Annotated in this window: 21 protein-coding genes, 1 pseudogene and 1 other annotated feature; of the genes and pseudogenes, 4 read left to right on the forward strand and 18 right to left on the reverse strand. The window is 39.1% G+C overall.

Features of this window, described 5'->3' with window-relative positions; translation table 11 throughout:
• Positions 1–15 precede the first annotated feature (15 nt).
• The 8 genes and pseudogenes from LMB57_RS04885 to LMB57_RS04920 form a co-directional block, all read right to left on the reverse strand.
• Positions 16–1,402 (reverse strand): annotated as a pseudogene (locus tag LMB57_RS04885) (MFS transporter).
• Positions 1,399–1,812, reverse strand: a complete 414-nt coding sequence (locus LMB57_RS04890; protein ID WP_229271121.1) for a MarR family winged helix-turn-helix transcriptional regulator — start codon at positions 1,810–1,812, stop codon at positions 1,399–1,401. The pseudogene LMB57_RS04885 and the gene LMB57_RS04890 overlap by 4 nt, the downstream one beginning before the upstream one ends.
• Before the next feature lie 120 nt (positions 1,813–1,932).
• Positions 1,933–2,193 carry a hypothetical protein gene (locus tag LMB57_RS04895; protein WP_229271120.1) on the reverse strand — a complete coding sequence of 87 codons (261 nt, stop codon included), beginning with the start codon at positions 2,191–2,193 and terminating at the stop codon, positions 1,933–1,935.
• Between the two features lie 27 nt (positions 2,194–2,220).
• Positions 2,221–4,059: an APC family permease gene (locus tag LMB57_RS04900; RefSeq protein ID WP_229278072.1), complete on the reverse strand. Its 1,839-nt coding sequence runs from the start codon at positions 4,057–4,059 to the stop codon at positions 2,221–2,223.
• A gap of 84 nt (positions 4,060–4,143) precedes the next feature.
• A complete protein-coding gene (locus LMB57_RS04905; protein ID WP_229271118.1) occupies positions 4,144–5,754 on the reverse strand; it encodes an APC family permease in 1,611 nt (536 codons plus the stop codon).
• A gap of 494 nt (positions 5,755–6,248) precedes the next feature.
• Complete coding sequence (gene groL / locus LMB57_RS04910) at positions 6,249–7,877, reverse strand: chaperonin GroEL (protein ID WP_229271117.1); 1,629 nt, start codon at positions 7,875–7,877, stop codon at positions 6,249–6,251.
• A 91-nt stretch (positions 7,878–7,968) separates the two neighbouring features.
• Positions 7,969–8,253 carry a co-chaperone GroES gene (gene groES / locus LMB57_RS04915; protein WP_229271116.1) on the reverse strand — a complete coding sequence of 95 codons (285 nt, stop codon included), beginning with the start codon at positions 8,251–8,253 and terminating at the stop codon, positions 7,969–7,971.
• A 234-nt stretch (positions 8,254–8,487) separates the two neighbouring features.
• A complete protein-coding gene (locus LMB57_RS04920; RefSeq protein ID WP_003666366.1) occupies positions 8,488–9,132 on the reverse strand; it encodes a redox-sensing transcriptional repressor Rex in 645 nt (214 codons plus the stop codon).
• Positions 9,133–9,371: 239 nt separating this feature from the next.
• Between LMB57_RS04920 and LMB57_RS04925 the strand changes: the two genes are divergently transcribed.
• Positions 9,372–11,309 (forward strand): ABC-F family ATP-binding cassette domain-containing protein, encoded by a 1,938-nt coding sequence (locus tag LMB57_RS04925; RefSeq protein ID WP_229271115.1) that lies wholly within the window; start codon positions 9,372–9,374, stop codon positions 11,307–11,309.
• A 30-nt stretch (positions 11,310–11,339) separates the two neighbouring features.
• Here LMB57_RS04925 and LMB57_RS04930 read toward each other — a convergent pair whose 3' ends face one another.
• Genes LMB57_RS04930 through LMB57_RS04940 form a run of 3 tightly spaced genes read right to left on the reverse strand, consistent with a single transcriptional unit; the run spans position 11,340 to position 14,299 of the window.
• Positions 11,340–12,305 (reverse strand): ketopantoate reductase family protein, encoded by a 966-nt coding sequence (locus LMB57_RS04930; RefSeq protein WP_229271114.1) that lies wholly within the window; start codon positions 12,303–12,305, stop codon positions 11,340–11,342.
• Positions 12,306–12,318: 13 nt separating this feature from the next.
• Positions 12,319–13,497: a pyridoxal phosphate-dependent aminotransferase gene (locus tag LMB57_RS04935; RefSeq protein WP_229271113.1), complete on the reverse strand. Its 1,179-nt coding sequence runs from the start codon at positions 13,495–13,497 to the stop codon at positions 12,319–12,321.
• 16 nt (positions 13,498–13,513) lie between these two features.
• On the reverse strand, positions 13,514–14,299 hold the full coding sequence (locus LMB57_RS04940; RefSeq protein WP_229271112.1) for a carbon-nitrogen family hydrolase: 786 nt from the start codon (positions 14,297–14,299) through the stop codon (positions 13,514–13,516).
• A gap of 38 nt (positions 14,300–14,337) precedes the next feature.
• Positions 14,338–14,582: a binding site (T-box leader), on the reverse strand.
• A 307-nt stretch (positions 14,583–14,889) separates the two neighbouring features.
• Between LMB57_RS04940 and proB the strand changes: the two genes are divergently transcribed.
• From proB to proC, 3 genes are read left to right on the forward strand one after another with little or no spacing between them, the layout of a single operon-like run.
• Positions 14,890–15,678, forward strand: a complete 789-nt coding sequence (proB, locus tag LMB57_RS04945; protein ID WP_229271111.1) for a glutamate 5-kinase — start codon at positions 14,890–14,892, stop codon at positions 15,676–15,678.
• Between the two features lie 11 nt (positions 15,679–15,689).
• Positions 15,690–16,934 carry a glutamate-5-semialdehyde dehydrogenase gene (locus LMB57_RS04950; RefSeq protein ID WP_229271110.1) on the forward strand — a complete coding sequence of 415 codons (1,245 nt, stop codon included), beginning with the start codon at positions 15,690–15,692 and terminating at the stop codon, positions 16,932–16,934.
• Positions 16,935–16,951: 17 nt separating this feature from the next.
• Positions 16,952–17,725, forward strand: coding sequence for a pyrroline-5-carboxylate reductase (gene proC / locus LMB57_RS04955; RefSeq protein ID WP_229271109.1), 774 nt, complete (start codon positions 16,952–16,954; stop codon positions 17,723–17,725).
• 117 nt (positions 17,726–17,842) lie between these two features.
• Here the strand turns inward: proC and tsaD are convergent, their stop codons facing one another.
• The 7 genes from tsaD to LMB57_RS04990 all read right to left on the reverse strand — a co-directional run bounded on the left by tsaD (position 17,843) and on the right by LMB57_RS04990 (position 26,142).
• Positions 17,843–18,874, reverse strand: a complete 1,032-nt coding sequence (tsaD, locus tag LMB57_RS04960) for a tRNA (adenosine(37)-N6)-threonylcarbamoyltransferase complex transferase subunit TsaD (protein ID WP_229271108.1) — start codon at positions 18,872–18,874, stop codon at positions 17,843–17,845.
• An 18-nt stretch (positions 18,875–18,892) separates the two neighbouring features.
• Positions 18,893–19,447 (reverse strand): ribosomal protein S18-alanine N-acetyltransferase, encoded by a 555-nt coding sequence (rimI, locus tag LMB57_RS04965; RefSeq protein ID WP_229271107.1) that lies wholly within the window; start codon positions 19,445–19,447, stop codon positions 18,893–18,895.
• On the reverse strand, positions 19,431–20,156 hold the full coding sequence (gene tsaB / locus LMB57_RS04970; RefSeq protein WP_229271106.1) for a tRNA (adenosine(37)-N6)-threonylcarbamoyltransferase complex dimerization subunit type 1 TsaB: 726 nt from the start codon (positions 20,154–20,156) through the stop codon (positions 19,431–19,433). The genes rimI and tsaB overlap by 17 nt, the downstream gene beginning before the upstream one ends.
• Before the next feature lie 145 nt (positions 20,157–20,301).
• Positions 20,302–21,297, reverse strand: a complete 996-nt coding sequence (gene galE / locus LMB57_RS04975) for a UDP-glucose 4-epimerase GalE (protein WP_229271105.1) — start codon at positions 21,295–21,297, stop codon at positions 20,302–20,304.
• A 110-nt stretch (positions 21,298–21,407) separates the two neighbouring features.
• Positions 21,408–22,379 carry a Ppx/GppA family phosphatase gene (locus LMB57_RS04980; protein WP_229271104.1) on the reverse strand — a complete coding sequence of 324 codons (972 nt, stop codon included), beginning with the start codon at positions 22,377–22,379 and terminating at the stop codon, positions 21,408–21,410.
• Between the two features lie 3 nt (positions 22,380–22,382).
• A complete protein-coding gene (locus LMB57_RS04985) occupies positions 22,383–24,626 on the reverse strand; it encodes an RNA degradosome polyphosphate kinase (protein WP_229271103.1) in 2,244 nt (747 codons plus the stop codon).
• A gap of 1 nt (position 24,627) precedes the next feature.
• Positions 24,628–26,142 (reverse strand): exopolyphosphatase, encoded by a 1,515-nt coding sequence (locus LMB57_RS04990; RefSeq protein WP_229271102.1) that lies wholly within the window; start codon positions 26,140–26,142, stop codon positions 24,628–24,630.
• Between the last annotated feature and the right edge of the window lie 29 nt (positions 26,143–26,171).

Consider the following 26,171-nt stretch of genomic DNA (forward strand, 5'->3'; position numbering starts at 1 on the left):
GAATTTTTTAATATCCTATCTTTTCACACTCCGATAGTAACTTATCCAAATTACAATACAAAAAATTGTTAACATTCCAAAGGCTTCTTGAGTTCCAATCGCTGTAGAGACATTTCTCACCGTGTGGAGATGACTCTGACTGGCTGCAACAATCATCGCTACTAATGAGGTCCCAATTGCTCCGGCAAATTGCTGAAGGGTATTAAGAATTGCATTTCCTTGCGACTGCTTTTCTTTGCCAATGACGGTTAGTGCACTTGTCATTACGCATCCCATGCACATTCCCATTCCACTCATATAGAGAATGTAAACAAGCGCAATAAATGTATTCGTTAAATGCCGTCCAGAAATTGTAAAAGCAATAAGCGCAATTAGACATAATGAAGTACCAGTCAAAATAGGCTTACGCGCGCCAAACTTATCTAAAATTCGTCCTCCCAATGGGGCAAATATCGCGCCAACAAAACCAGCCGGGAGGACAATCAAGCCAGCTGTCATTGCACTATTATCATTTACTAATTGAATATAGTTTGGTAAAAGGAACGCAAACCCCAAAGAAATAAGTTGAGTTAAAAAGGAAGCCAAGAACATACCCAGAAAATTTTTTATTTCTAAATAATCGTAATTGTAAAATTGGTTCTTTTAGGGTTAATGAACGCCAAGCAAAAAGTCCTATTCCTAAGCCCCCAATTAACAATGCACCACCAACTGAAAAGGTCATGAATGCTTGGCTTCCCAGGTTACTAAATCCTGTTACAAAACCACAGAACATGAATACAATCATTAACATGCTAAAAATATCAATTTGTTGCTTTTTAATCGGTGATTTTTGGGTAATTCCCCCTTCACCAAGCACAAACGAAATAATTAAAAGCGGAATTAATGAATAAAATACCCACCGCCAATTAAGCTTGCTGGCAACGAGTCCACCGAAAGTAGGACCAATCGCTGGGGCAACTCCAGTAATAAGATTTCCAATCCCCATCATGAAGCCAATTCGGCTTGTTGGAACTTGTTCCATAATAATATTAAACATCAATGGTAATGCAATCCCAGTTCCTATTCCCTGAATTGCACGACCAACTAAAAGCAACCAAAATGACGGTGCCAGTGCATCAATAATTATTCCACCAATAAAAAGCAAGTTTGCAACTGTAAAAAGCGTCTTTGTTCGGTAAGAGCTTTTCAAAATTGCCGATAAGGGAACAACGATTGCAACCAAGAGCAAATAAATGGAAGTCATCCATTGGACCAGATTAGTAGTAATCGAATATTCACGCATTAGAATCGGAAAAGTCACATTCATCGCCGTTTCTACAATTACCCCACAAAATGACATCAATCCTGTTGCCACAATTGCCGCTACAACCTTTGCTGGAATTTTTTCAGTATTCGTATTCATTTTTTCTCCTCGATCATCGTTGACAAGAACTGTTTTATTTTTGAAATATCTTGTTCACTAAAATCTGCTTTTAATTTCTCTTCATATTGTGTAATATACGCACTTACATCTGAAGATAATTTTTTGCCTTCTGCAGTAAGAGTAACGACTTTTTGACGCCGATCTTCTGGTAACGGATGACGTTCAATTAAATTTTTCTTTGCCATTCGTTGAAGCAATACAGTAGTTGTTGACCTCTTTATTCCAAATTCATTTTCGATCTGGTGTTGATCACAACTATTTCCCGGGAAATGCGTTAAAAAATCAATAATCGACATTTGCATTCCTGTCAATCCATACCGCTGCGCAAATGTATTCATTTCTTGATTCATCGCATTGTTAGCTTGTTTTACTAAGCGACCTATTAACATTCTTATTTCTCCTTTTCGTTAGTTAACTAACAAAATTATAGTGTTATTTATCCTATTAATCAATACAAAAAAAGAGACTAGGATTGTATTAACCTAATCTCTTTAATAAACCTTATTTAATTATCCTAAAATTATCTCAGCAATATCAAGGACAATGATAATTCCTAAAATACTGCTTAAAAGCACTAAAATTTTTCTCGTATGTTGATCTTTTGATTGCAGTTTTTCCCAATTCATTCCTGCATACGCAATTAAGATCAACGCACAGCCAATGATACCGTATATCCCAGAATGAAAACCACGATTATCAATAGTGTAACTTGCTGCCATAAAAAGGCCAATTGCAAACAAAAGTCCCCATAATAGTTGCTTTTTATTCATTAAATCAATACTTTCTCTCTAATTAAACTATTCTTGAAGGTGGTAGTTATAGCTAGCAACAATAATGTTCTCTCGGGAATTCAATAACGCCCGTAAACGAACACTAGTCTGATTATGCAAGGCCAATTGCCATGGATGTTTAGGAATAAATTGCGGAACAAGAACAGTCGTCGAATAATTTCTTGCTTCTGCTCGCTTTGCAATTACATCAACGAACCGTAACGTTGGTTTAGCAATTGAACGGTACGAAGAGTGAATATCAACAAAACGGACATCTGGATATTCAGCTTTAAATTCATTTGCCGTTTTATGCTCTTTTCCTGGATTCTCATCAAATGAAACGTGCATGGCAATGACATAATCACCAATTGACCGAGCGTAATTAATTGCACCACGCGTCACCCGGGTTATATTACCAACTAAAACGATCACCGTTGCTCCATCATAATCATGTAATTGAACTTTCGTCTTTTCAGCAACCCGCAATTGAGCAGCTACTTTTACATAGTGCCGGTGAATCGAATGGAACATCCATAAAAGCAGCGGCATGATAATTAAGTATGGCCAAACATTTGCAAAGTGTTGCCAGAACAAACAAATAACAAGGATAAATGAAATCAAGGCCCCGACTAGGTTAATAAAGGCTTTCCCTAACCAAAAACCTTCCCGTTCTCTAAACCAGTGAATAATCATCCCAGATTGCGATAAAGTAAATGGAACAAATACCCCCACTGCATAAAGCGGAATTAACATATTAGTCTGACCATGAAAGATCAAGATCAAAATAATTGCTCCAATCGCCAATGAAATAATTCCGTTGGAGTAACCTAACCGATCACCGCGATCCATGAACGCGTGCGGCATATATTTATCTTTTGCCATATTAAAAGCAAGAATTGGAAAGGCTGAGAAACCAGTATTAGCAGCGACTGCTAAAATCATTGCAGTTGAAAGTTGCAACAGGTAAAAACCTAACCCATGCCCCCCAAAGATTTGTGCTGCCATTTGGGAGAGAATTGTTGTCCGTGAATTAGGAACTACCCCCAGATAAAAGCTAAAGAAGATAACGGCAATAAAGAAGAACGCCAAAATAGCACTCATAATTGCCAGAGTAGTTGAAGCATTCTTTTCCTTAGGCTTATTAAAGTTAGGAACAGCATTACTTACGGCTTCTACCCCAGTTAAGGATGACGAACCAGCCGAGAATGCCCGAATAAGTATAACAAATGACATTCCCGATACCGGTGTTCCATAATCAACAATTGCCTGGTAATGAATATGACCAGTGGCAATATTATAGCCACCCCACACTACCATCGCAATCATCATAATAACAAAGAAATATACCGGAATTGTGAGGAAGTTTGCACTTTCACTCATTCCCCGTAAATTCATAAACATAATTAAAAGAACAATAACGATCCCGATTGGAATTGAAAATTTATATAAAGCAGGGACTGCAGAAGTAATCGCTTCAACTCCAGATGTCGTTGAAACAGCCACCGTTAACATATAGTCAACTAGTAATGATCCTCCAGCAAATAATCCCCCATTACTCCCCCAATTCCGCGTGGCAACGACATAAGCACCACCACCACTAGGATAGGCATGAATGATTTGCTGGTATGATAACGTGATAGCTAACAAAAGGACCAACACAACTGCCGCAATCGGAATTGAATACCAAATTGCTGCTGCGGATAAAGTTACCAGAACAGTTGTAATTTGCTCTGGTCCATATGCTACTGACGATATTGCGTCAGAAGAAAGCATGGCTAATGCTTTAAATTTAGTTAAGTGTGTTTGCCCTTCATCAAGGGTTTTTAACGGTTTCCCGATTAAAACACGTTTCAAATAGCGCCACATACTATTTCTCCTTTGATTTTTACACTTTTTAAGTAGGTGACAATACTACAATTTATTCTTTAATTTTGCAACCTACAAATATATCTATTGATCTTTTTCTGGCATCTTTACCTTAGCATTAACCTTTTCTGCCGCAGGATCGATTTTTTTCATCCGGCTAGCCACAGCCCACCGATAAAATCCTAGCGAGCAGATGATGATAACAACAAAATCCCATGGGTACTTCAACCAGTCCTTGCCGCCAAATCCTTCACTTCCAATGTAAGAAACTATTGAGATAAAAACAAGATAAGCCAGCATCCAATAACTATTGCGTAAGTCACGTAGCCCTGATGCGTGACGATATTTAACTTCATAATAAAGATAGATTGGTAAGCCTAATAAGATAACTCCAATCACCTGAACAGTTGTCGGCCACATTGTCCAATAAATTGAAAGGCTCGTCAAGATAAATGCAAATGGTGCCAACCAGGACATAAAACGGGGATGAAACGGCCGCTTTAAATTAGCATTCATTTTCCGAAGCGACATCACAGTAACGGGACCAGTAAGATAAGCAATTAAAGTTGAACCGGTAATTACAGTGGCTAACAAGCTCCAATTTCTAAAGAGGCTAACCATTACTACCGCTAAAATTAGATCAACGACCATGGCAAACCGCGGAATCATGTACCGCCGTTCGAGCCGTCCTAACCATTGGGGCAAATGACCGGTATGAGTCATTGCTGCCAATGCTCGTGAAGCAGTTGCCACGAACGCAACCCCTGTTCCAAATGGTGAAACAAAAGCATCCATATATAGTAAAATTGCAAGCCAATTCATCCCCAGCAAGATCGCAATATCAGCAAATGGAGATGTATAGTTAATCCCATGCCATCCTTTTTGCGCTAATAAATTCGGATCAATTGCTCCAATAAAGGCAACTTGTAACATGACATAGATCACAGCGGTAATAATCATTGAAATCAATACGCCTCGCACGATATTTTTATGAGGATTAATCATTTCTCCCCCCATGTTGATTACCGTTTGAAAGGCATCATAAGACATAATAATTCCAGAAATAGCAGCTGCTTCAAAGATTGATCGACTACCATATGGCATAAAAGTAGTTACGCTATGACCAAAATTACTAGGATGAAAACCCGCCGCAATAAGCATCACAATTGTCAATGTTGGTAATAAAATTTTAAAAATTGATATTAAATTAGTAAAGCGAGTCATCAATTTTACCGACCAGAAATTGATCAAAGTAAAAACAAGCATGAAGCCAAATACAACTAACAATCCCGGAGTCGTAATATTACCGTTTTTCATAAAGTGGTGGGTCCAATTCGCCCATGCCCACGGCCACGAACTCATATATTGAACTGAGGCTACTGCTTCCATTGGGACTAAAGTGATTAATGAAATCCAATTTGCCCATGCAGCAATAAAGCCTAAAAACGGACCGTGGCTATACTGAGCGTAACGACTCATTCCTCCACTTTCTGGAAACATTGCGCCTAATTCAACATAAGTAAGGGCAATACTAATAATGATTATTGCTCCCAAGATCCATGACAAAATAGCAGCTGGTCCCGCAACCTTTGCAGCAGTTCCGGCACCAAACAACCATCCTGAACCAATTAAGGAATTTAAGGCAAGCATTACACCAGAAAATAGCGTTATCTTCTGGAACTTCATTTTTTCCATTTCTTAGTTCCTTTCAGTTATAGTTTGGTTAAAAATTAATACTAATTTACTTTACCACAATTTAAGATTTTTAGATTAACTTTATAGTTGAATCGCCTTAACTGGATTACTATTCTGCTTTATTATTTGAAGCAAATCTTTTATGACTAGAATTACAGTGGCAGTATTATCGTTTGAGTGACAACCTATTAACCCCTCATTCTTAAAGATATCAGCATCAATAATAAAGGTAACTTAATGTTGTTTATCATTAACCAAGTTAAAAGGTAAAACAGCCCCACTTGTTCTTCATAGCTAATTCTTCTGGGCGATCAAATCGGTATTTTTGAACATACTTACCTGCTTGTTCTACTGTATAAACGGGAGATGCTTAACAATTCGATAGCTTATTTTTTCGTCATTGATTTTTCTCTAACAAAAAAAAGATCCTAATATTTGAAAATCAAACATTAGAATCTTTTCTGCCCACAAAATTAAATTTTATTCAGGTGATATTACATCATACCGCCCATGCCGCCTTGTGGAGCAGCAGGGCCTTGATTATTAGCATTTGGATCTGGCTTATCAGCAACAACTGCTTCAGTAGTAAGAAGCAATGCTGATACAGAAGCAGCGTTTTGAAGAGCAGAACGGGTAACCATTGTTGGGTCAACAATACCAGCCTTGATCATATCTTCAAACTTGCCATCTGCAGCGTTGTAACCAATACCTTCTTTTTCGTTCTTTAATTCATTAACAATAACAGAGCCTTCAACACCAGCGTTTTCAGCAATTTGACGAACTGGTGCTTCAAGGGCAGCCTTAACAATATTGATACCAGTTAATTCATCACCATCGGCTTCAATCTTGTCAAGAGCAGGAATTACGTTAATTAAAGCAGTTCCACCACCAGGAACAAATCCTTCTTGAACAGCAGCACGAGTAGCGTTCAAGGCATCTTCAATCCGGTACTTCTTTTCCTTCAATTCAGTTTCAGTTGCGGCACCAACCTTAACAACGGCAACCCCACCTGAAAGCTTTGCAAGACGTTCTTGAAGCTTTTCCTTGTCAAAGTCGGAAGTTGACTTAGCAATTTCTTGCTTAATTTGGTCAACACGTTCTTGGATAGCTTCCTTTGAACCAGCACCATCAACGATAGTAGTAGTATCCTTTGTAACTGTAACCTTGTTGGCTTGACCTAATTGATCAACAGTAGCGTCCTTAAGACTCATCCCAAGGTCATCAGAAATAACAGTACCCCCAGTCAAAACAGCAATATCTTGAAGTTGAGCCTTACGACGGTCACCAAAGCCTGGAGCCTTAACAGCAACAACATTAAAGGTACCACGAATCTTGTTCAATACAAGGGTTGGTAATGCTTCACCAGTAATGTCATCCGCAATGATCAAGAGAGCACGGCCTTCTTGAACAACTGATTGAAGTAATGGCAAAATGTCTTGGATGTTACTAATCTTCTTGTCAGTAATCAAAATATATGGGTTATCAAGGTCTGCTTCCATCTTGTCGTTATCAGTTACCATGTATTGTGACATGTAACCACGGTCAAAGCTCATTCCTTCAACAACGTCAACACTAGTGTCAACTCCACGAGAATCTTCGATAGTAATTACACCATCATGGCCAACCTTTTCCATTGCATCAGCAATTAACTTACCAACTTCTGGATTAGCGGCTGAAATAGAAGCAATTTGTTCAATATCATCCTTTGTCTTTACATCGTGTGACATCTTCTTCAAAGCTTCAACAGCAACTTCAGTAGCCTTGTCAATACCACGACGAATACCAACTGGATTTGCACCAGAGGTAACGTTCTTCATACCAGCATTAACAATTGCTTGAGTTAAAACAGTAGCAGTTGTAGTACCATCACCGGCAATATCGTTAGTCTTTGAAGCAACTTCGGCTACTAACTTTGCACCCATATTTTCAAATTGGTTTTCAAGTTCAATGCTCTTAGCAATAGTTACACCATCATTAGTAATAGTTGGTGTGCCATAGCTTTGTTCCAAAACAACATTCCGTCCCTTTGGACCCATCGTTGTCTTAACAGTATCAGCTAATTTATCAACACCACTGAGCATAGCGCTCCGTGCATCTTCAGAAAACTTAATTTCTTTTGCCATTTATGTCACCTCAAAATTAAATTCTTTATTTAAAAGAGACGGTGAAGGAATTTTATTCTTTCTGTCTCCTGCTCTTAATTCGCTTATTTAACTATTCAACGATTGCTACTAAGTCTTTAGCATGAACAACTAAGAACTTTTCACCGTCGTATTCTACTTCATTGCCTGCGTACTTATCAAATAATACGCGATCGCCTTCCTTAACAGCTGGAGCAAGCTTTTGTCCGTTTTCCAAAGTACGACCTTCTCCAACGGCAATAACCTTTCCAGTAGTTGGCTTTTCCTTCACATTGGAAGCAAGGACAATTCCACCAACTGTCTTTTCTTCTTCAGTTTCAGCTTTTAGAACAACGCGATCTCCTAATGGTTTTAACACGTTAATCCCTCCATCTTGTTAATAAATTTTATTTTTAGCACTCAAGTTCATCAAGTGCTAATCACATGTTTAAATATAACATGTTCTCTTCAAAATGCAACAAAAACACTTTGACTTTTTTTGACCATTTTTTAAAACTTAAGGGATCCTACCTACAATCCATGACTTTTATTAATAATTTAGTAAACAAAAAGCATTGGTTGAACGCTTTCATCAAACCAATGCTCTCTTAATTTATTCAATTGAATCTTCAGTATAATTTTTAATGAAGTAAATCAATGTTTGAAGTTCGTTTGTTAAGTCAATGTTTTGAACTTGAACATTTTTAGGCACAGATAAACGAACAGGAGTAAAGTTAAGAATTCCCTTCACACCAGCTTCAACTAATTGGTCTGCAACATGTTGGGCCTTGATTCCAGGAACGGTTAGAATAACAACGTCAATCTGTTGCTCTTTTAATTGCTTGACCATATCCTCGGATGGGTAAATTGGAATACCACTTTTGACTGTATTAGCATATTCTGGTTTAGTATCAAATGCCGCACTGATCCGTAAGTTGGTATCTTGGTGGAAGTTAAAGTTTAACAAGGCACTTCCCAAACTACCAACCCCGACTAAGGCAACACTAACTAATGAGTCTTGGTGCAAGATTCCTTTAAAAAACTTTAATAGACTTTCAACGTCATAACCGTATCCCCGCTTACCTAATTCACCAAAATATGAAAAGTCACGACGAATCGTTGCCGAATCAACTTGCACAGCCTCCGAAAGTTCAGTTGATGATACCCGTTGCTTGTTTGCGTCTTTCAATACATTTAAATACCGGAAATATATTGGCAACCGTTTCGCAGTCGCGCGTGGAATCTTTTTATTAGCCATTCTACTTTTGTTCCTCCTAAAATAAGCCCTTCTCAACCTAGTTTGCCAACTAATTACTAAGTTTTTGATAAGGATAATGTTACTAATCTTTACTTTGTGAAATTTAAGTCTGAGTATATTCTAGCAATTAAACCCTTTTTTGTGAACTAAAATACAAAAATATTTTCAACTTTTTATTTAAAATTAAAAATCTGCTAAAATAAAACCATATTAAATAACGAATTAAATGAGGTTTCAATATGTTACTTTTACAGACAAATGACGTTGTGCGTCGATTTGGCGCGGACGTTTTATTTCACAATATGAACATGCAAATCCAAGAGCATGGCCGTACTGCGCTTGTTGGGCGTAACGGTGCTGGTAAGACGACCTTGTTAAAAATGATCGCTGGAATCACCGAACCAGATGAAGGAACAATTACGAAGGTTAAAGATTTGACAATTGGTTATTTGGCTCAGAATCAAGGACTCGATAGTCAAAATAGCATTTGGACTGAATTAGATACCGTTTTTGCTCCTCTCCACAAACTGGAAACACAAATTCATGATCTTGAACAGCAACTAGCCGACCTCGACAGTGCCGCTAGTAATTATCAACAAATTCTTTCAACATACGATAATTTACAAACTGCCTTTAAAAAGCAGGGTGGTTTTGAATACGAATCACGGATGCGGGGAATTTTACATGGATTTGGCTTTGGCGAAGATAGTTATGATACGCCAATTAATTCCCTTTCAGGAGGGCAAAAAACTAAACTCGCCTTAGCAAAGATTCTTCTGCAAGCACCTGGACTTTTGATTCTAGATGAACCGACTAACCACCTTGACATGAACGTTCTTTCATGGTTAGAAGATTATCTTAAAAGTTATCAAGGCGCATTGCTTATCGTCTCTCACGACCGTTACTTCTTAGATCGGGTTGTCAGCGATGTTTATGATCTCGATAATAAAACGCTCACCCACTATACTGGTAACTACACGCAATTTGTTAAACACAAGCAAGAACGATTACAAGCAGAGTGGAAACACTATGACCAACAACAAAAAAAGATTGCCAAGTTAGAAGACTTTGTTAATCGAAATATTGTTCGCGCTTCAACAACTAAACGTGCTCAGGCGCGACGAAAGCAATTAGAAAAAATGGAGCGGCTTGAGCGTCCAGAAACTGATGATAAATCAATTCATTTCCAATTCCATTCTGAAAAAGATAGTGGAAATGAAGTTCTTGATGTAGAGCAGGCAAAAGTTGGCTACGATGAACAGATCCTTGCTGGGCCGCTTTCATTTAATGTCCGCAAGCCACAGCGCGTTGGGATTATCGGACCAAATGGAATCGGAAAGTCAACTTTACTTAAATCTATTCTCCATAAAATTCCGTTAATTAGTGGAACAATTAAACTCGGTGCTAACCTCGATATCGGTTACTACGACCAGGAACAGCAACAATTACATCCAAATAAAACAGTTTTAGAAGAAGTATGGGATGACCATCCAGAAGTACCTGAAAAAGATATTCGTTCATTATTAGGTAGTTTCTTATTCGTTGGTGATGATGTTTATAAAGTCGTTCATGACCTATCTGGTGGTGAAAAGGCACGATTGGAGTTAACTAAACTCTCATTTAAACCGATTAATTTTCTTATCCTTGATGAACCTACTAACCACTTAGATATTGATAGTCGCGAAGTTCTTGAAAATGCAATTAACGAATTTAGCGGAACTGTTCTCTTTATTTCTCACGACCGTTACTTTATTAATCAGGTTGCAACCGATATCTTAGCAATGGAACATGATGGAATTAAACATTACGAAGGCAATTATGATGACTACCTAATTGCTAAGGAAAAAGAAAGTTCACCTGAAACCACTTCACCTAATCCCAACAATACTGCTAAAGCACCAGCTGGCAAGCAATCTTATCAGCAAAGCAAAGAACAGCAGCGTGCTCGGCGCAAAATCCAGCGACAAGTTGATGAGCTTGAACAACAGATGGCAGAATTAGAAAAAAAGCAAACTGCAATTCAAGAACAAATGAGCCAGCCAGAGATTGCTACGGATATTGGAAAATTAACCGATCTCCAGAAAAAACTTGATGAACTGTCAGCTAAATCTGAAGAAGTTGAACTTGCATGGACAGAAGCAGCAGAAAAACTGGAAGAATTTGATCAAGAAAACTAAAAGAAGAAGCGGACCTTTCCGCTTCTTCTTTTAGTTTTGTCGAAATTTACGCGTATTCTCTGCCAGATGAACCAAATTACGTAAAAAGTCATGAGTTGATGCCTCATAGTTATACTTCTTACCTAGGTCATAAATGTACCCATTAATGTAATCGACTTCTGTTGGTCGATTTTTACTCATATCTTGGTACATTGATGGGTAATGAAGCGGATTGGTAACTTCACTGACATACTTTATTGTTTGCCACTCCTCTTCACGGGTACTTAAGAGCTGGATGCCAGCCCGTTCTGCAACATCGAATGCTTCATTAATTAGCTGCTTACCAAGCTTTTCTGCACCATCATAATCAATAAATTGCCCCATTTGAATCTCAAAAAGCGTGCAGATCGTATTAATAACAGAATTGAAGACTACTTTTGTTAGGAGGGTCCCATAAAAATTATCATTAAGATGGGGATTAATATTCGCCGTGGTAAAGTCCTCAACAATTTGTTTTACCCGCTCATCTGGTTCGCCGACTTGGGGAGCTAGGTTGATCGAACCAGCACCAGGTTTACCAATAAAGTCCACATCCCCCGCCTTATTAAGAACCGTCCCGATTAAACAAGTACCGGCTACGACATGTTCTTTAGGAAAATAGTGGTTAATTTTTTCAATATGTCCCATGCCATTCATTCCCGAAAAGACATATTGATGGTCAGGATGGAAGAAATGAGCACTGCGTTGTAACAAATCACTGAGCGTCATCTGCTTAGCAAAAACGATAAACACATCTGGATCACCATCATATTCTTCTGGTGAATAAATATTAATCGGGACAAGGTGACGATTTTCATGGTCCCGAGAAACGTAAACCCCACCCTGTTGTTTAATAGTTTCAACTTGGGGAGCCCAGTTATCAACAAAATCAACCTTAGCGCCAGCCAGTTCTTGAAGCAATACGCCAAATCGTAGTCCCATTGCCCCTGCACCTAAAACCGTATATTTCAAAGCCATAATCTTTTCCTCCTTAATTAAATAAATTCAGTTTAGCAATCCGCTTAACGGCTTCCGTTAATCGTGCTGGTTCAATCAAAAGGCCAATCCGCACATAACCTTCACCATGTTTGCCAAAGCCATTGCCGGGTGCTACTGCCACGCCAGCTTTGTCCAATAATAAGTCTGCAAAGCTTTCACTGGTATAACCCTTTGGAACCGGCATCCAAGCATAAAAGGTACCCTGGGGAGCAATGGCATGCCAGCCAATTTTTTCCGCCGCATTAATAAAGGCATTCCGTCTTTCTTCATAACGACCAACGATTTCTGTAATTGCCTCATCACGCTGTGGTAGCGTCAAGGCATCAATAGCAGCTTCCTGTAAGGCGGGAAAAAGGCTAACAAATAAATGGTCTTGAATTAAGTTTAAGGCTTCAATAATATCTGCATTACCAACTGCAAATGCGATTCGCCAGCCTGCCATATTGAACGTCTTAGAAAAGGTATAAAATTCAATTCCCACATCTTTAGCGCCTGGTGTTTCCATAAAACTAACTGGCGCTTGACCATCAAAGCCAATTGCGCCATAGGCAAAATCACTAATAATACCCACGTGATACTTCTTGGCCCACGCAACGAGTTCTCGATAAAACTCGGGAGTAGCTACAGCCCCCGTTGGATTATTAGGATAGTTAAGATAGAAGAATTTAGCACGTTGAGCCACCTCTTCAGGAATTGCCTCTAAATCTGGTAAGAAATTATTTTCTGCTAATAATGGTACTGTTTCAAAATTAACTTCTCCCAATGCTGCTCCTGATAAGTAATCTGGATAGCCTGGATCAGGAAGCAGAAAAGTGTCGCCGGGATTCATCAATGCCCATGGCAATTCTACAAGCCCAATCTTGGAACCACCCAAAATGGCGACTTCTTTTTCTGGATCAAAATCAGCTCCATATTTTTCAGAATAAAATTTTGCTGCCGCTTCCTTAAACGCTGGTAAGCCCCGAAATGGCGAATACTTATGAGTTTGCGGATCTGTTACCCATTTTTGTGCACTCTTAACAACATAATCTGGCGTTGGCTTATCAGGATTTCCTTGGCCGAGGTTGATAACATCGACCCCTTCACTTATTTTTTCATTAACCTTGGCGACCAAATTGGCAAAAAATTGTTTCGGTAAAGTGTCTAATAATTTAGATTGTTCAAAATTCATCTTTTCCATCCCCTTTTTAGTGATAAAGATTTGGGCGACGATCCTTAAACACCGGAATTGGCCCTCGAACCTGCGCTAACTGTGCTAGGTCAATTTCTGCATAACTTACTTGTTCAATTTCGCCTGCATCATGGATAACCTGTCCAAGTGGATTAATTACTAATGAATGGCCATTAAAACTATTCTCTAAATCCGTCCCAACACGATTGACTGCGACCACAAAGGCTTGATTTTCTATTGCCCGCGACTGTAGCATTATTTTCCACTGCTTGATCCGTTTACTTGGCCATTCTGCCGGAAAATATAAGATATCAGTTCCATAACGAGCAACTGTTCTAATCCATTCAGGGAAACGCAAATCATAACAAATAAAACTTGCACTAGGAATCTCAGCTAATTTAAAATGATTTTCTTTTTGCCCAGCTTCTAAATATTGATCTTCATTCATGAGTCCAAATAAATGCACTTTATCGTAACTACTAATTAGATTTCCCTTTTGATCACAGACATAAGTTGTATTAAAAAAAGATTGTCCACGTCTCACCGCTACTGAACCACCGACAATGTTAATTTGATTTTCTAGCGCTAACTTACTAAGGAATTGTTGCGTCTTTTGACCATTTTCGTCTGCTAGTACCGATAATTGGCCTAAAGCATAACCAGTATTCCACATCTCTGGTAAAACAACGATGTCTGCATGGTTATTAGCAGCTTCTTCAATTGCTTGTTTAGCTTTTTGATAATTTTCGACAAGATTTCCTAATTGAATATCAAGTTGAGCTAATGCAATTTTGCGTCTCATCACTTTCACCTCCATAAAAAAATACCCATCCTTAACTTAATAAGGACGAGTATTTTCGCGGTGCCACCTTAATTTACTATCCACTCACATGGATAGCCTCAGGAAGTTCATCATAAACTTCGATACTTGATAACGGATATCAACCGACAAGTGCTTAGTTTTCCCTCACGCTTGTTGTATTTTTTTTAAGACCATCTTCAAAGCAATTTGTAATTTTCTTCCACCACCCGAAAACTCTCTTAATACTACATTGCTTTTACTCTTCTTAAACGACTAATATTTAATTGTTGTTCGCATTCTAATTTATTTCTAATCATTTGTCAATATTTTTAATTAAATCTCAAAAATAATTAGTCTTGACAAAAGCTTAGTCTTCCAATTAAAATTTTAATTGTAGATAAAAGTAGGTCAGTCCAGGAACGATAGCCATCGACTGCAAGCTATCGCCAGTACCGAAGCCCTGCTACAACTTTAATATATTCTAATAATAAAATAATTTAAAAGTGTAAAGCGCGTCTTTAAACGAGAATGGTACCGCCATAATTGGTGTCTCGGTTAAGGGCGCTTTTTGTTTTCTGAAAGGATTCCCTATGACTCATAAAATACAAAAAGTAGTTGTTAAGATTGGGACGAGTAGCCTTGTGCTCCCCAATGGAAAAATTAATTTGCGAACAATCGACCAACTCTCATTTGTTCTCGCTACATTAAATAATCAGGGATATCAGCTTATTCTTGTTTCTTCGGGAGCCATTGGCGTTGGACTCGCGAGTTTAGGATTAACGGATCGCCCCGCCGAAATAGAACAGCAGCAAGCTCTAGCATCTATTGGTCAGGCTGCTTTAATGCGGATTTATTCGCAACGCTTTTTAGACTATCAAACGCACGTCGCTCAGCTTCTCCTTACCCGCGATGTGCTCACTTATCCTATTAGTCGCCAACATACGCTTAATACAATTAATACTTTACTTCAGCAAAATGTGATTCCGATCGTTAATGAAAACGACCCCGTGTCAGTTGATGAGCTTGACCATTACACTACCTTCAGTGATAATGATGAACTCTCTTCCCAGGTCGCTATTGCCATTGATGCTGACGAACTAATTATTCTTTCGGATATCGATGCCCTTTACGACAAAGACCCGCATAAATTTCCTGAGGCGCAAATAATTAAAGAAGTGCCAGTCCTAACGCCAGAAATAGAGAACGCCGCAAGCGGTAGCAGTACTAGGTTTGGAACAGGCGGAATGGTAACTAAATTACGGGCAGCTGCCACAATGATGCAAGCAGGCAAACAAATGATTTTATGCAATGGTCGTGATCCTAAAATTCTTTTTGATATTTTTGATGGTCATACTATTGGTACTCATTTTGGAAAATAGGAGTGATGATAATGAACCAAGATTTAATTGCAATTGGACAAAGAGCTCAAATTGCTGCCAGCAAACTAGCTTTAATGAATACTGCCACCAAAAATAAGACACTGCTTCAATTGGCAAATGATTTAATCAAAAACAAAAACCAAATTATCGCTGCAAACCAACAAGATTTGGCCGCTGCTACCCAGATGCCAACTAAATTTACGGATCGGTTAATGGTCAATTCCGAACGCATTGAGGACATGGCTAATGGTCTCCGGAAAATCGCCGACTTGAGCGATCCCACTTCCCAAATCGATAAGGGATGGATTACTAAGGATGGGTTGCAAATTCTTCAACGACGCGTACCATTAGGGGTAATTGGCATTATCTTTGAAGCACGGCCAAACGTAACTGTAGACGCGACCGGCCTCACATTTAAGAGTGGCAATGCAGTTATTTTACGGGGTGGAAAAGAAGCTATCCAGACTAATACTGCCTTAGTAAAAATTCTTCGCGAATCGTTGCAAAGTCAAAATTTACCGGTCGATGCTGTCCAGCTTATTACCGATACTAGTCATGCAATTGCTGATGAAATGATGAATCTTACTGATTACATTGATGTCTTGATTCCACGAGGCGGCCGTGCTCTTATTCAGCGGGTTGTAACAACAGCTACGGTCCCAGTTATCGAAACCGGTGCAGGTAATTGCCACATTTATATTGATAAGGATGCCGACTTAGCAATGGCAACCAATATTACTGTGAATGCAAAAGTACAACGACCTTCTGTATGCAATGCCGCTGAAAAATTACTTATCCACCGCGATATTGCCGCTGAATTTCTTCCTGTTATCGCCAAAGCTTTAATGGAACATGGAGTCCAATTACGCGGTGACGAAATGGCTTGCCAACTAGTATCAACTATCCATCCCGTTGCTGAGGAAGACTGGGAGACAGAATACAACGATTTAATTATGGCCGTAAAAATTGTTGATTCCCTTGATGATGCAATTAGCCATATTAACCACTACAGTACTCATCATTCAGAATCAATTATTACAAACAACATTACTCGGGGACGTTACTTCCAACAAGCTATTAATTCTGCTTGTGTTTATGTTAATGCCTCCACCCGGTTTACTGATGGGGGAGAATTTGGCTTTGGCGCTGAAATTGGTATCAGTACTCAAAAGCTTCACGCCCGGGGACCAATGGGGTTACAACAATTAACAACACTTAAGTATGAAATTATCGGTAATGGGCAAATCCGGAAATAATTTAGGAGGTTTTTTAGATGAAAATTACAATTATTGGTGTTGGAAATATGGGGACCGCAATTATGAAAGGATTAAATCATACGCAGAATTTTACTCTCAGTGCAATGAATCCTGTTAATCCACGTGTTACTAGTCTTGCTGAGAAACTCAGGTTTGAACTCGTTAATACAAATAGTGCAGTGGTTAACCTTACACCCGATATCGTAATTTTGACTACTCCTGCTCCTATTACAACCGCAGTCGCTAAAGAATTAGCTGTCCTTAACGATCACACTATTTTTATCTCTGCCGCTGCTGGAATTACTCACGAAGCCTTAGCAAAAGTTCTTCCTAATAAAGAAATTGTTAATATTATTCCCAACACACCAGTTGAAGTTAATGCTGGTACAATTGGTCTTGCCTTACCAACCGGAATTTCCGCTGAATCAATTTCAAAAGTAATGACTGTTTTAGATAGTCTTGGCGATGTCATCGAAGTCCCAGAACAACAACTAGATATAATTGGTGTTATCGGCGGTTGTGGTCCTGCATTTGTTGATGTGATGATGGACGCAATGAGCGATGCCGCTGTTAAGCATGGCCTCGATCGCCAAACCGCCTATGAAGTCATCGCCAGTATGGTAAAGGGTACGGGAACACTTGCTTATGATAGCAAGCTTGCTCCGGCATTGTTACGTGATCAAGTAACATCACCAGCAGGTACGACGATCAAGGGCGTGGAAGCACTGGAAAAAAATGGGTTCCGTTACGCCGTGATGGATGCCGTTGACAAAGCAAATGGTGAAGCATAAAAAACGCAAAAAGGGCTGTGGTTAAGTCCATACAACACAGTATAATAATGGCCTCCAGTGCTCGGTAAAAAACCGGACGCTGGAGGCCATTATTGCTTATGGGAGTTGTGTTGATAATTATTTATTCTGAATACGATTAAACATCAATCCTGGTACTGCATTCAAATCTAGACCTGCTCGATCGCCATGTTTGTAGTTAACATAACCAGCGGCCCCAATCATTGCAGCATTATCACCACATAATTTCAACGGTGCTTGCAGCATAGGTACATCAGGATGAAATTCCTTCATGTCATGGTCTAAACGAGCACGGAGACCATGATTTGCAGCGACCCCACCAGCTAAAATCAGTTGCTTTACTGGGTAATCATCCAATGCACGCATTGTTTTTTCAGCAAGCACGTCGATAACACTTTGTTGGAAACTGGCTGCAAGATCATATTTATCTAATTTTTCCCCACGTTGGTCTGCGTTATGAACAGTATTGATGAAAGCACTCTTCAACCCACTAAAGCTAAAGTCATAATTATCTTCTTTTTCCATTGCTCGTGGAAAATTAAAAGTATCTTTCCCCTTAGCCGCCCATTCGTCAATCGTTTTTCCTGCCGGGTAATTGACCCCTAATACACGACCGATTTTATCATAGGCTTCACCGGCAGCATCATCACGTGTTTCACCGATAATTTCGTATTCATGTTCAGATGGCATATAAACTAATTCCGTATGTCCCCCAGAAACCAACAATGCCATTTGTGGATATTTGAATTCTCCAACATAGCGTGCGGCATAGATATGACCAGCCATGTGGTTTACCGGCACTAACGGAAGATTATGGGCCCATGCAATAGCCTTCGCTGCTGTTACACCAATTAATAATGACCCGACTAATCCTGGACCGTATGTTACTGCAACAGCATCTAGGTCATCATAGTCTACATCCGCTTGCGCTAAAGCTTCATTTGTACATTTAGTAATTTGTTCAATATGATGGCGACTAGCTACTTCTGGTACTACTCCACCAAAACGCTGATGGCTATCAATTTGCGTTGCAACAATATTGGAAAGAATTTTAGTTCCATTTTCAATTACAGCAACACTTGTTTCATCACAGCTTGATTCAAACGCTAAGGTTAATGTGCGTTCTGTCATAATAAAATATTTTCTCCTCTACCTAAGTAAGTTTGCTTGCATATCAACGGCATCTTCGTGATTGTCTAAGTAATAACGGGGTTTAATATGCTGATTGCGAAAGCCTAAACTTTCATATAAACGCCGCGCTGATACATTGTGTACTCGTACTTCTAAACTCAGCGAATGCAATTTTAAGTGCCGAGCATAGTTTTTGGCAGTTGAAATAAGGTACGTTCCAATCCCCTTATTTTGGTAACTTGGTGTAATGCCAATATTTGTAATATGCAAATCATAATGATACCAATCAATGGCTGTTCCCATAAAGCCAACAATCTGCTGATCATCCTCAATAACTAAATATAGTCGATCACACGGCCGTTGTAGTTCAATGCGAAAAGCAGCATAACTCCATGGTGCTTTTCCGTAGATTCTTTCTTCAATTTCGACTAAAGTTTGAATATCTTGCTCTTTTGCTATCCGGACCACATATTGATGTCCGGATATCATTACTATTCGTCGCGGAAAATCAAGGGTCGGTCGTTTAGCAGGATTAGTTGTATTAACAAACCATTCTTTAAACTTCTCGAACATAATTCTTTCTTTTTTCTCCAGGATGAAGTTTTTGCCAATTAGCCTCTGCTTCAGTAATCCGTAAATAATGTGGGACAAAAGTATCAATCTCTTTAACCGGTTCCTCTGTTTTACCTGCAAGAGCTAATTGATAGGTTGACGGAATGCTATAAGGTCGTGGTAAAAGGGTCACATTAGCTGGTAATTGATCATATTTGGCTTGAATTTTATCAGTCATATGACCCACTAAAACAACTTGTTGATCTAATTTTGCAAGTTGTTCCAGCAAAACATCAATCCCTAGATGTTGATCTTCTATTTTATTTACTAATTCGCCATTTTCCCACTGGTAAGCACCAGCAAATACATTTCCTCGTCGTGCATCAAAGAAAGGAACAATAATTGCTGATGATGTTGGAACTACATTACGTGCTAATACTGCTAAACTTGATACTCCAACTAAATCAACCTTTTCTGTATCAGCCAATACTTTAGCTGTTGTAACTGCAATTCGTACTCCCGTATAAGATCCTGGTCCCTGTGCAACCACTACCCGATCAATATCTGTTGGCTGCCACTGAACTAACTCAAATAACTTACTAATTGCCGGCATTAAATAAATACTATGATTGCGAACCATATTAAGGGTCGTTGTTGCCAACAATTGCTCATCTTCAACCAACGCTACGCTCATTGGGTGGTTGGATGTATCGATGGCTAGAATCTTCATCTTTTATCAATCCTTTCAATCATCTTACATCTTATCACACTGGATCAGCTTTGACTTCCCTTTTAATTTCTTTTGTTTATTTACGACAAAACAGGCCCTAGCAAAAGTTTTACTGAGAGCCTGTTTGTTATTTTAAAACCGATTATTAGTCGCGATCATCATAACCCTTTGGATGAGTTGAATGCCACTTCCAAGCAGTTGCAATAATGTCGTGAACATCATCATACTTAGGACTCCATCCAAGAATATTACGCGCCTTATCACTAGCAGCAACTAATGAATCTGGATCTCCTGGACGGCGTGGTGCCATTTTAGCTGGAATAGGTTTACCCGTAACTTCACGGGCTGCTTCTAGCATTTGCTTGTTAGAGAAGCCAGTGGATGAACCAAGGTTAAAGGCATTACTCTTGTTACCTTCTTGAAGGTACTTAATAGCAAGAATATGAGCATCTGCTAAATCCATAACATGGACATAGTCACGAACATTGGTACCATCTGGTGTGTTGTAGTCATCCCCAAAGATACTCAATTCATCCCGTTTTCCTTGTGCAACCTGAAGAATAATTGGAACTAAGTGCGTTTCTGGACCGTGATCTTCACCGATCGTACCATCAGGAGCAGCCCCGGCAACATTAAAGTAACGAAGGGCAACAAACTTAATACCGTAAGCTTTATCAGCCCAAGACATCATTTCTTCCATCATTAACTTACTCAAGCCATATGGGTTAATTGGCTTTTGTGGGTCCGTTTCCTTAATTGGCATGTGTTCTGGAACCCCATAAGTAGCAGCGGTTGAACTGAAGACAATATACTTAATATCATGATCATGCATTGCTTCAAGCAAAGTAATCATTCCACCAGTATTGTTATCAAAGTACTTCAATGGCTTACTCATTGATTCAGGGACAATTGAGAAAGCAGCAAAGTGAACAACTGCAGTAATATCTTCATTGTCAAAAATCTTATCTAAGAATTGACGATCACGAATATCGCCTTCGTAAAACTTAGCCTTGGGATTAATCGCATCCCGGTGACCCGTTGATAAGTTATCAGCAACTACTACATCTTCACCATTTTCAATAAGATCTTTTACCATATGGGAACCGATATATCCGGCACCACCAGCAACTAAAATTGACATCTTGTTTCCTCCTTGATCCAACTAAAGCTTTCATAGTGATTGTAGCACAATTTTACTGTTTCTAATCAGTAAAATTTAGTAAAAATAAGTAAAAATTTTAGCAAATAATTTTATAGCGAAGATTTCAATTGATCAAAATTAATTTGCTGTTCAAGGTACTTAAATAATAATCCTTCTCTTAATCCACTATTGCTAAAGCAAATCTCATTAATTGATAATTGCCGGACAAGAGAGATGAGAGGAAGAAGCCCTCCAACAATTACATCTGCTCGCACCTTCGTAATTCCACGGATCCCTGCCCGCGTCTGGCGATCTACATCTAATAGTTGACGCATAATCAAAAAGGCTTCTTCTGAACGCATCGTTAGTCCATGAACTGGTCTGATCTCATCAGGATTAAGAGCTTGTTGCCACCGATATACCTTTGCTAATGCACGGTTACATCCCCCAAGTGCCACAATTTTTGTTCCTCGCATTCGATTCAGCCATAATTGTTGAGAAAGAACTTCATCAATTTTAATCATGGCATCAAATAAATCAGCTGGATTAATTTGATCTTCAAGGTGGTAGGTTTGCGAAATGCTAACTGAACCGATCGGAATACTAATCACTTCTTCTGCCTCACCATTATTCACCGAGATTAATTCCATACTTGCTCCTCCAGTATCAACAATTATTCCCTTATCAATTGGAAGAGTCTGGTTAACACCAACATAGTCAAGATATGCTTCTCGTTCCCCACTAATTACATGAATTTCAAAACCAGTTTCTCGCTGAACCTTTTCAAGAAATTGCAGTTGATTTTGTGCTTGACGAACTGCAGCAGTCGCCACCGCAATAATTGTCAGTTTCTTATTCCGATATCGATCACAAATTGTCCTAAATTCTTTTAAGGCATCAATAGTCCGCTTTATAGGAGCTGACTTCAGCATTTTTTCGGGCCCCATATTAGAAGCGAGGCGAACATATCTTTTTTCGTATTGAACCGTTTCAAAGCTCCCGTTATCTTGAATTTTTGTTATTTTAAGCCGAACTGAATTCGAACCTAGATCAAGAATTGCAAGGTACTGCTCATTGCTCATAAATTACTCATCCTTTCGCTCATCTAAATGAAGGTTGGGAACATGGCGAGTTAAAGTTTCAAAAACAGAAGAGAAATGTTTCTTTGCTTTTTTCTCCTTTTTCTCACGCGCATTCAATTTCATTGCTTGTTTGACAAAGTATTCTTGTGAGCTGAATGGTGCGGCATCCCCACGATCAATCCGTTCATAATGATCTCCTACCAACCGTCGAGCCTTGACATTATCTTTCCACATAACATCAAAAATGTGAATTGCATGAGCTTTTGTGTCTGGTTGGGTAACGGGATACAATTCTTCAACCCGCCGATTAAGATTTCTAGTCATCATATCGGCACTTGCAAGATAAACTTCCTCATGTCCATTACTCTTAAAGTAGTAGATCCGGGAGTGCTCAAGGAAACGTCCAATAATAGAATGAACCTCAATATTCCCATGCAGTTCTGGCAGATCGTTCCTTAAACAGGTAATGCCCCGAATTAATAACTCAACCTTAACTCCACTAGCAGCAGCAGCGTATAGGCGAGCAATAATTTGCTTGTCCGATAAGGAATTCATCTTCATCCGAATTAACGCTGGATTACCATTTTTGGCATTTTCAATCTGCTCATCAATTTTGGCATTAATAAATGTCCGGATCCCATCAGGAGATACCCGTAATTCATTGAAATAAGCTGGTCGAGCAAATCCTGACAGCATATTAAACAGGTTCGTCATATCGATACCCAGCTCATGGTCACAAGTAAATAATCCCATATCGGTATAAAAATGAGCTGTTACATCATTATAGTTACCAGTTCCTAAGTGCATATAACGCCGAAGCCCATCTTCATCACGACGGATAACCAAAGCAACTTTACAGTGCGTTTTAAGACCAACTAAACCATAAATAACGTGGCAACCCATTTGTTCAAGACGTTGTGCCCATCGAACGTTATTTTGTTCATCAAACCGCGCTTTAACTTCAACTAAAACTGTTACTTGCTTACCCTGTTGAGCTGCCATTCCAAGGTACTTAATAATCGGTGAATTACCAGAGACCCGATAAAGAGTCATCTTAATTGCTAAAACATCTGGGTCAATGGCTGCTTGATGAATAAAGTTAACCACGGCTTGAAAATTATCGTAAGGATGCTGCATTAAGTAGTCCTTTTGACGAATTGAAGAAAAAATATTATGGTCCATATCTAACGCTGGGTTAAGGTAAGGCTTATACGATGGATAGCGCAAGTCATCATGACCATTAACCATCCCCGATAATTTTTTCAAGAAAGTTAAATCGACGGGACCGTCTACTTCATACAGTGACCGTTCACTTACATGCAGATTATCAATTAACTGATCCTTTAACCATTCATCGATTGAAGCAGGAACTTCTAGGCGCATCACCTGTCCATGCTCTCGTTCCCGCAATTGCCGTTTGACTGCCCGGAGCAAATCAGACGTATCTTCTTCAGCTACATCTAAGTCCATATCCCGCATAACTCGATATGACGCTGTAGCTAAGATCTCGTATCCTGGAAAAAGCGCGCTCAGAAACTCAGTAATGATTTCATCAATCAAAATGAAGCTATTTTCTCCTGGTAACCGAACTAACCGCTTATAAATTTCTGGAACACGGACCGTTGCAAATTTGATATCCGCTTCTTGACGATCATCATGTGGTTCTATTTGCGGACGATGTACCTCTTGATCTCCTTCTAGAATTTCCTCGGCAACTGGTTCACTTGTTGAACCCATTTGACGCCGCAACTGAACAGCAATATTTAAAGAATTATTGGAGATAAAAGGAAAAGGACGTGAGGCATCATCTGCCATGGGAGTCAAAACTGGCATCAACTCATCATTAAAGTACCGACGAATAAATTCATATTGCTTCTCGCCAAGCTTGGGAACATGGAGAATATGAATATTATTTTTTGCAAGGTCCGGGATGATTTGCTGTTTGTAAACTTCATACCGTTGTTTAACCATCCGGTGTTCTTTTTCATTTACTGCATCCAACTGCTCTTCTGGAGTTAGACCAGATGCATCAGTAGTAGTAACGTTGGCTGCAGCAAGCTTATGAAGCGATGCAACGCGCACCATAAAGAATTCATCAACATTGCTTTGAGTAATTCCCAAGAAGTTAGCACGTTCTAACAAAGGATTAGCAGTATCAGTTGCCTCTCCCAGTACTCGTCCATTAAAGTCAATCCAACTCAATTCTCGATTAACATAATTCTGCGGCTTATAAAACTCCTTATACATCTTACTGATCGCTCCTCTCGGTTAAGACCGGTTCAATTCCGTATACATCCTTAAATAGTTGCGATTTTTTACTAAAAGACCACTTTTCAAGAACAAGGTCGTCATTAGCTGTTGCTTTAATGATTAAGCGGCTATCTCCTACCAGCTTCAATTTAATACTTGAAATTTTTTGCAGCCGCGAATCATCTAATGCATCCACCAATCGCAAAATAGCCGCTAATTTTGCTACCGGCATTTGGATCTCATCATCAAGGTGACGGTAATGAGCCTGACTAATATCTGGAGACTCTGCACTATGATATCTTGCTACTTCAGCAATAATCCGATTATCTTTATCTGAAAGGCCAATTAAGGGATTAGCCTCCATAATGTAAGCAGAGTGGCGATAGTGCCCCCGTTGATTAATAAAATTACCAATATCATCAATTCTACTAGCAATTTCTAATAACAATCGTTCATGTTGAGCAAGACGATGAATTGGGCGTAATTGATCAAAAAGTTGGAGTGAAAAGCGTGTTACAAAATCCCGGTGCGCTGAATCAACACCATATCGTGAAGAAATATTGTCGGCAGCTGTTCTGATCATTTCATTAATTTGCCGCCTCGTTTTAAGATTATTAACCCCAATTCCATGGGAAATCCCATCCATTGTCGAAATATCAGTTACATAAAGGCCAGCTGGTTGAATTAAGCGAACTGTTCGCGCTGTTACCAAATAATTTGGCAATAATAATTCAAACTGCTGATCATCAATTTGCATATTTTTCATCAAGCCATCTTTCACTGGCGATAAAATTTTTTGGTAATCATCATGAAATTTGTACAGCGGCACTTCAGCGATCTGTTGATCATTTGGCAAAAATAATTTATTGAGTGAGAGGGCATTTTGCACCATCATTACTGTATGCTTTTTCTTGGTCAATTCTGGTGTTAAGTACTCTAATTTACTACTAATGTAATCTTGAATAATTTCAGTTGGATTAGTGGCAGTTTTGCGAAGCCGGCTCACCAACTGACTAATTTTTGCATTACCAAGATCAATATCCCATGCACGTTCGAAGCTTCCATGGTGGAAATAAGCCAAGGTAGTTGAGCTAAGACCGATGCTTAGAAGATACATATTGTGTTTACTAAGTTTTTCAAAATCTGGTAGCAAGGTTAAAAGGTAACTCATCGACTGTGCCATTAGCTGGTTATTGTTTAGCCATTCAATTTGTAATCCTGTCCGAACTTCTAACTGGTCAGCCACATACCGGGTTGCGACGGGGTCGAGGTCTTCTAAATCGCCATAAAACTTAACGGAGGTTGCTTGATAATCATTGATAATTTGCTTAAATCCTTCAATATTATTAACAATTGTAGTCATATTTTCTGAATAATTAGCGACTTTAGCGTTTCCGATATTTAGAAGACCCGATCGAACATTGTTTATCACTTTTAAAGTGGGTATCTCAATGATCCGTAAATTAACCTGATCAGGTTCGAGGTAAATAATCGCCGTTAAAGATCTTTTCACGTCAACTCACTCCTCATAATTACTACTAT

It is taken from the genome of Limosilactobacillus secundus (genome assembly GCF_020784695.1).
Taxonomy (GTDB): Bacteria; Bacillota; Bacilli; order Lactobacillales; family Lactobacillaceae; genus Limosilactobacillus; species Limosilactobacillus reuteri_F.

Excerpts from the sequence above, each read along its gene's own strand:
- LMB57_RS04940 (WP_229271112.1), bottom strand. The coding sequence starts at position 14,299 with ATGAGACGCAAAATTGCATTAGCTCAACTTGATATTCAATTAGGAAAT.
- tsaB (WP_229271106.1), bottom strand. The coding sequence starts at position 20,156 with ATGAAGATTCTAGCCATCGATACATCCAACCACCCAATGAGCGTAGCG.
- LMB57_RS04930 (WP_229271114.1), bottom strand. The coding sequence starts at position 12,305 with ATGGCTTTGAAATATACGGTTTTAGGTGCAGGGGCAATGGGACTACGA.
- proB (WP_229271111.1), top strand. The coding sequence starts at position 14,890 with ATGACTCATAAAATACAAAAAGTAGTTGTTAAGATTGGGACGAGTAGC.
- tsaD (WP_229271108.1), bottom strand. The coding sequence starts at position 18,874 with ATGACAGAACGCACATTAACCTTAGCGTTTGAATCAAGCTGTGATGAA.
- groL (WP_229271117.1), bottom strand. The coding sequence starts at position 7,877 with ATGGCAAAAGAAATTAAGTTTTCTGAAGATGCACGGAGCGCTATGCTC.
- rimI (WP_229271107.1), bottom strand. The coding sequence starts at position 19,447 with ATGTTCGAGAAGTTTAAAGAATGGTTTGTTAATACAACTAATCCTGCT.
- LMB57_RS04905 (WP_229271118.1), bottom strand. The coding sequence starts at position 5,754 with ATGGAAAAAATGAAGTTCCAGAAGATAACGCTATTTTCTGGTGTAATG.
- LMB57_RS04980 (WP_229271104.1), bottom strand. The coding sequence starts at position 22,379 with ATGAGCAATGAGCAGTACCTTGCAATTCTTGATCTAGGTTCGAATTCA.
- LMB57_RS04935 (WP_229271113.1), bottom strand. The coding sequence starts at position 13,497 with ATGAATTTTGAACAATCTAAATTATTAGACACTTTACCGAAACAATTT.
- LMB57_RS04950 (WP_229271110.1), top strand. The coding sequence starts at position 15,690 with ATGAACCAAGATTTAATTGCAATTGGACAAAGAGCTCAAATTGCTGCC.
- LMB57_RS04920 (WP_003666366.1), bottom strand. The coding sequence starts at position 9,132 with ATGGCTAATAAAAAGATTCCACGCGCGACTGCGAAACGGTTGCCAATA.
- LMB57_RS04900 (WP_229278072.1), bottom strand. The coding sequence starts at position 4,059 with ATGTGGCGCTATTTGAAACGTGTTTTAATCGGGAAACCGTTAAAAACC.
- LMB57_RS04985 (WP_229271103.1), bottom strand. The coding sequence starts at position 24,626 with ATGTATAAGGAGTTTTATAAGCCGCAGAATTATGTTAATCGAGAATTG.
- galE (WP_229271105.1), bottom strand. The coding sequence starts at position 21,297 with ATGTCAATTTTAGTTGCTGGTGGTGCCGGATATATCGGTTCCCATATG.
- LMB57_RS04895 (WP_229271120.1), bottom strand. The coding sequence starts at position 2,193 with ATGAATAAAAAGCAACTATTATGGGGACTTTTGTTTGCAATTGGCCTT.
- LMB57_RS04925 (WP_229271115.1), top strand. The coding sequence starts at position 9,372 with ATGTTACTTTTACAGACAAATGACGTTGTGCGTCGATTTGGCGCGGAC.
- LMB57_RS04890 (WP_229271121.1), bottom strand. The coding sequence starts at position 1,812 with ATGTTAATAGGTCGCTTAGTAAAACAAGCTAACAATGCGATGAATCAA.
- proC (WP_229271109.1), top strand. The coding sequence starts at position 16,952 with ATGAAAATTACAATTATTGGTGTTGGAAATATGGGGACCGCAATTATG.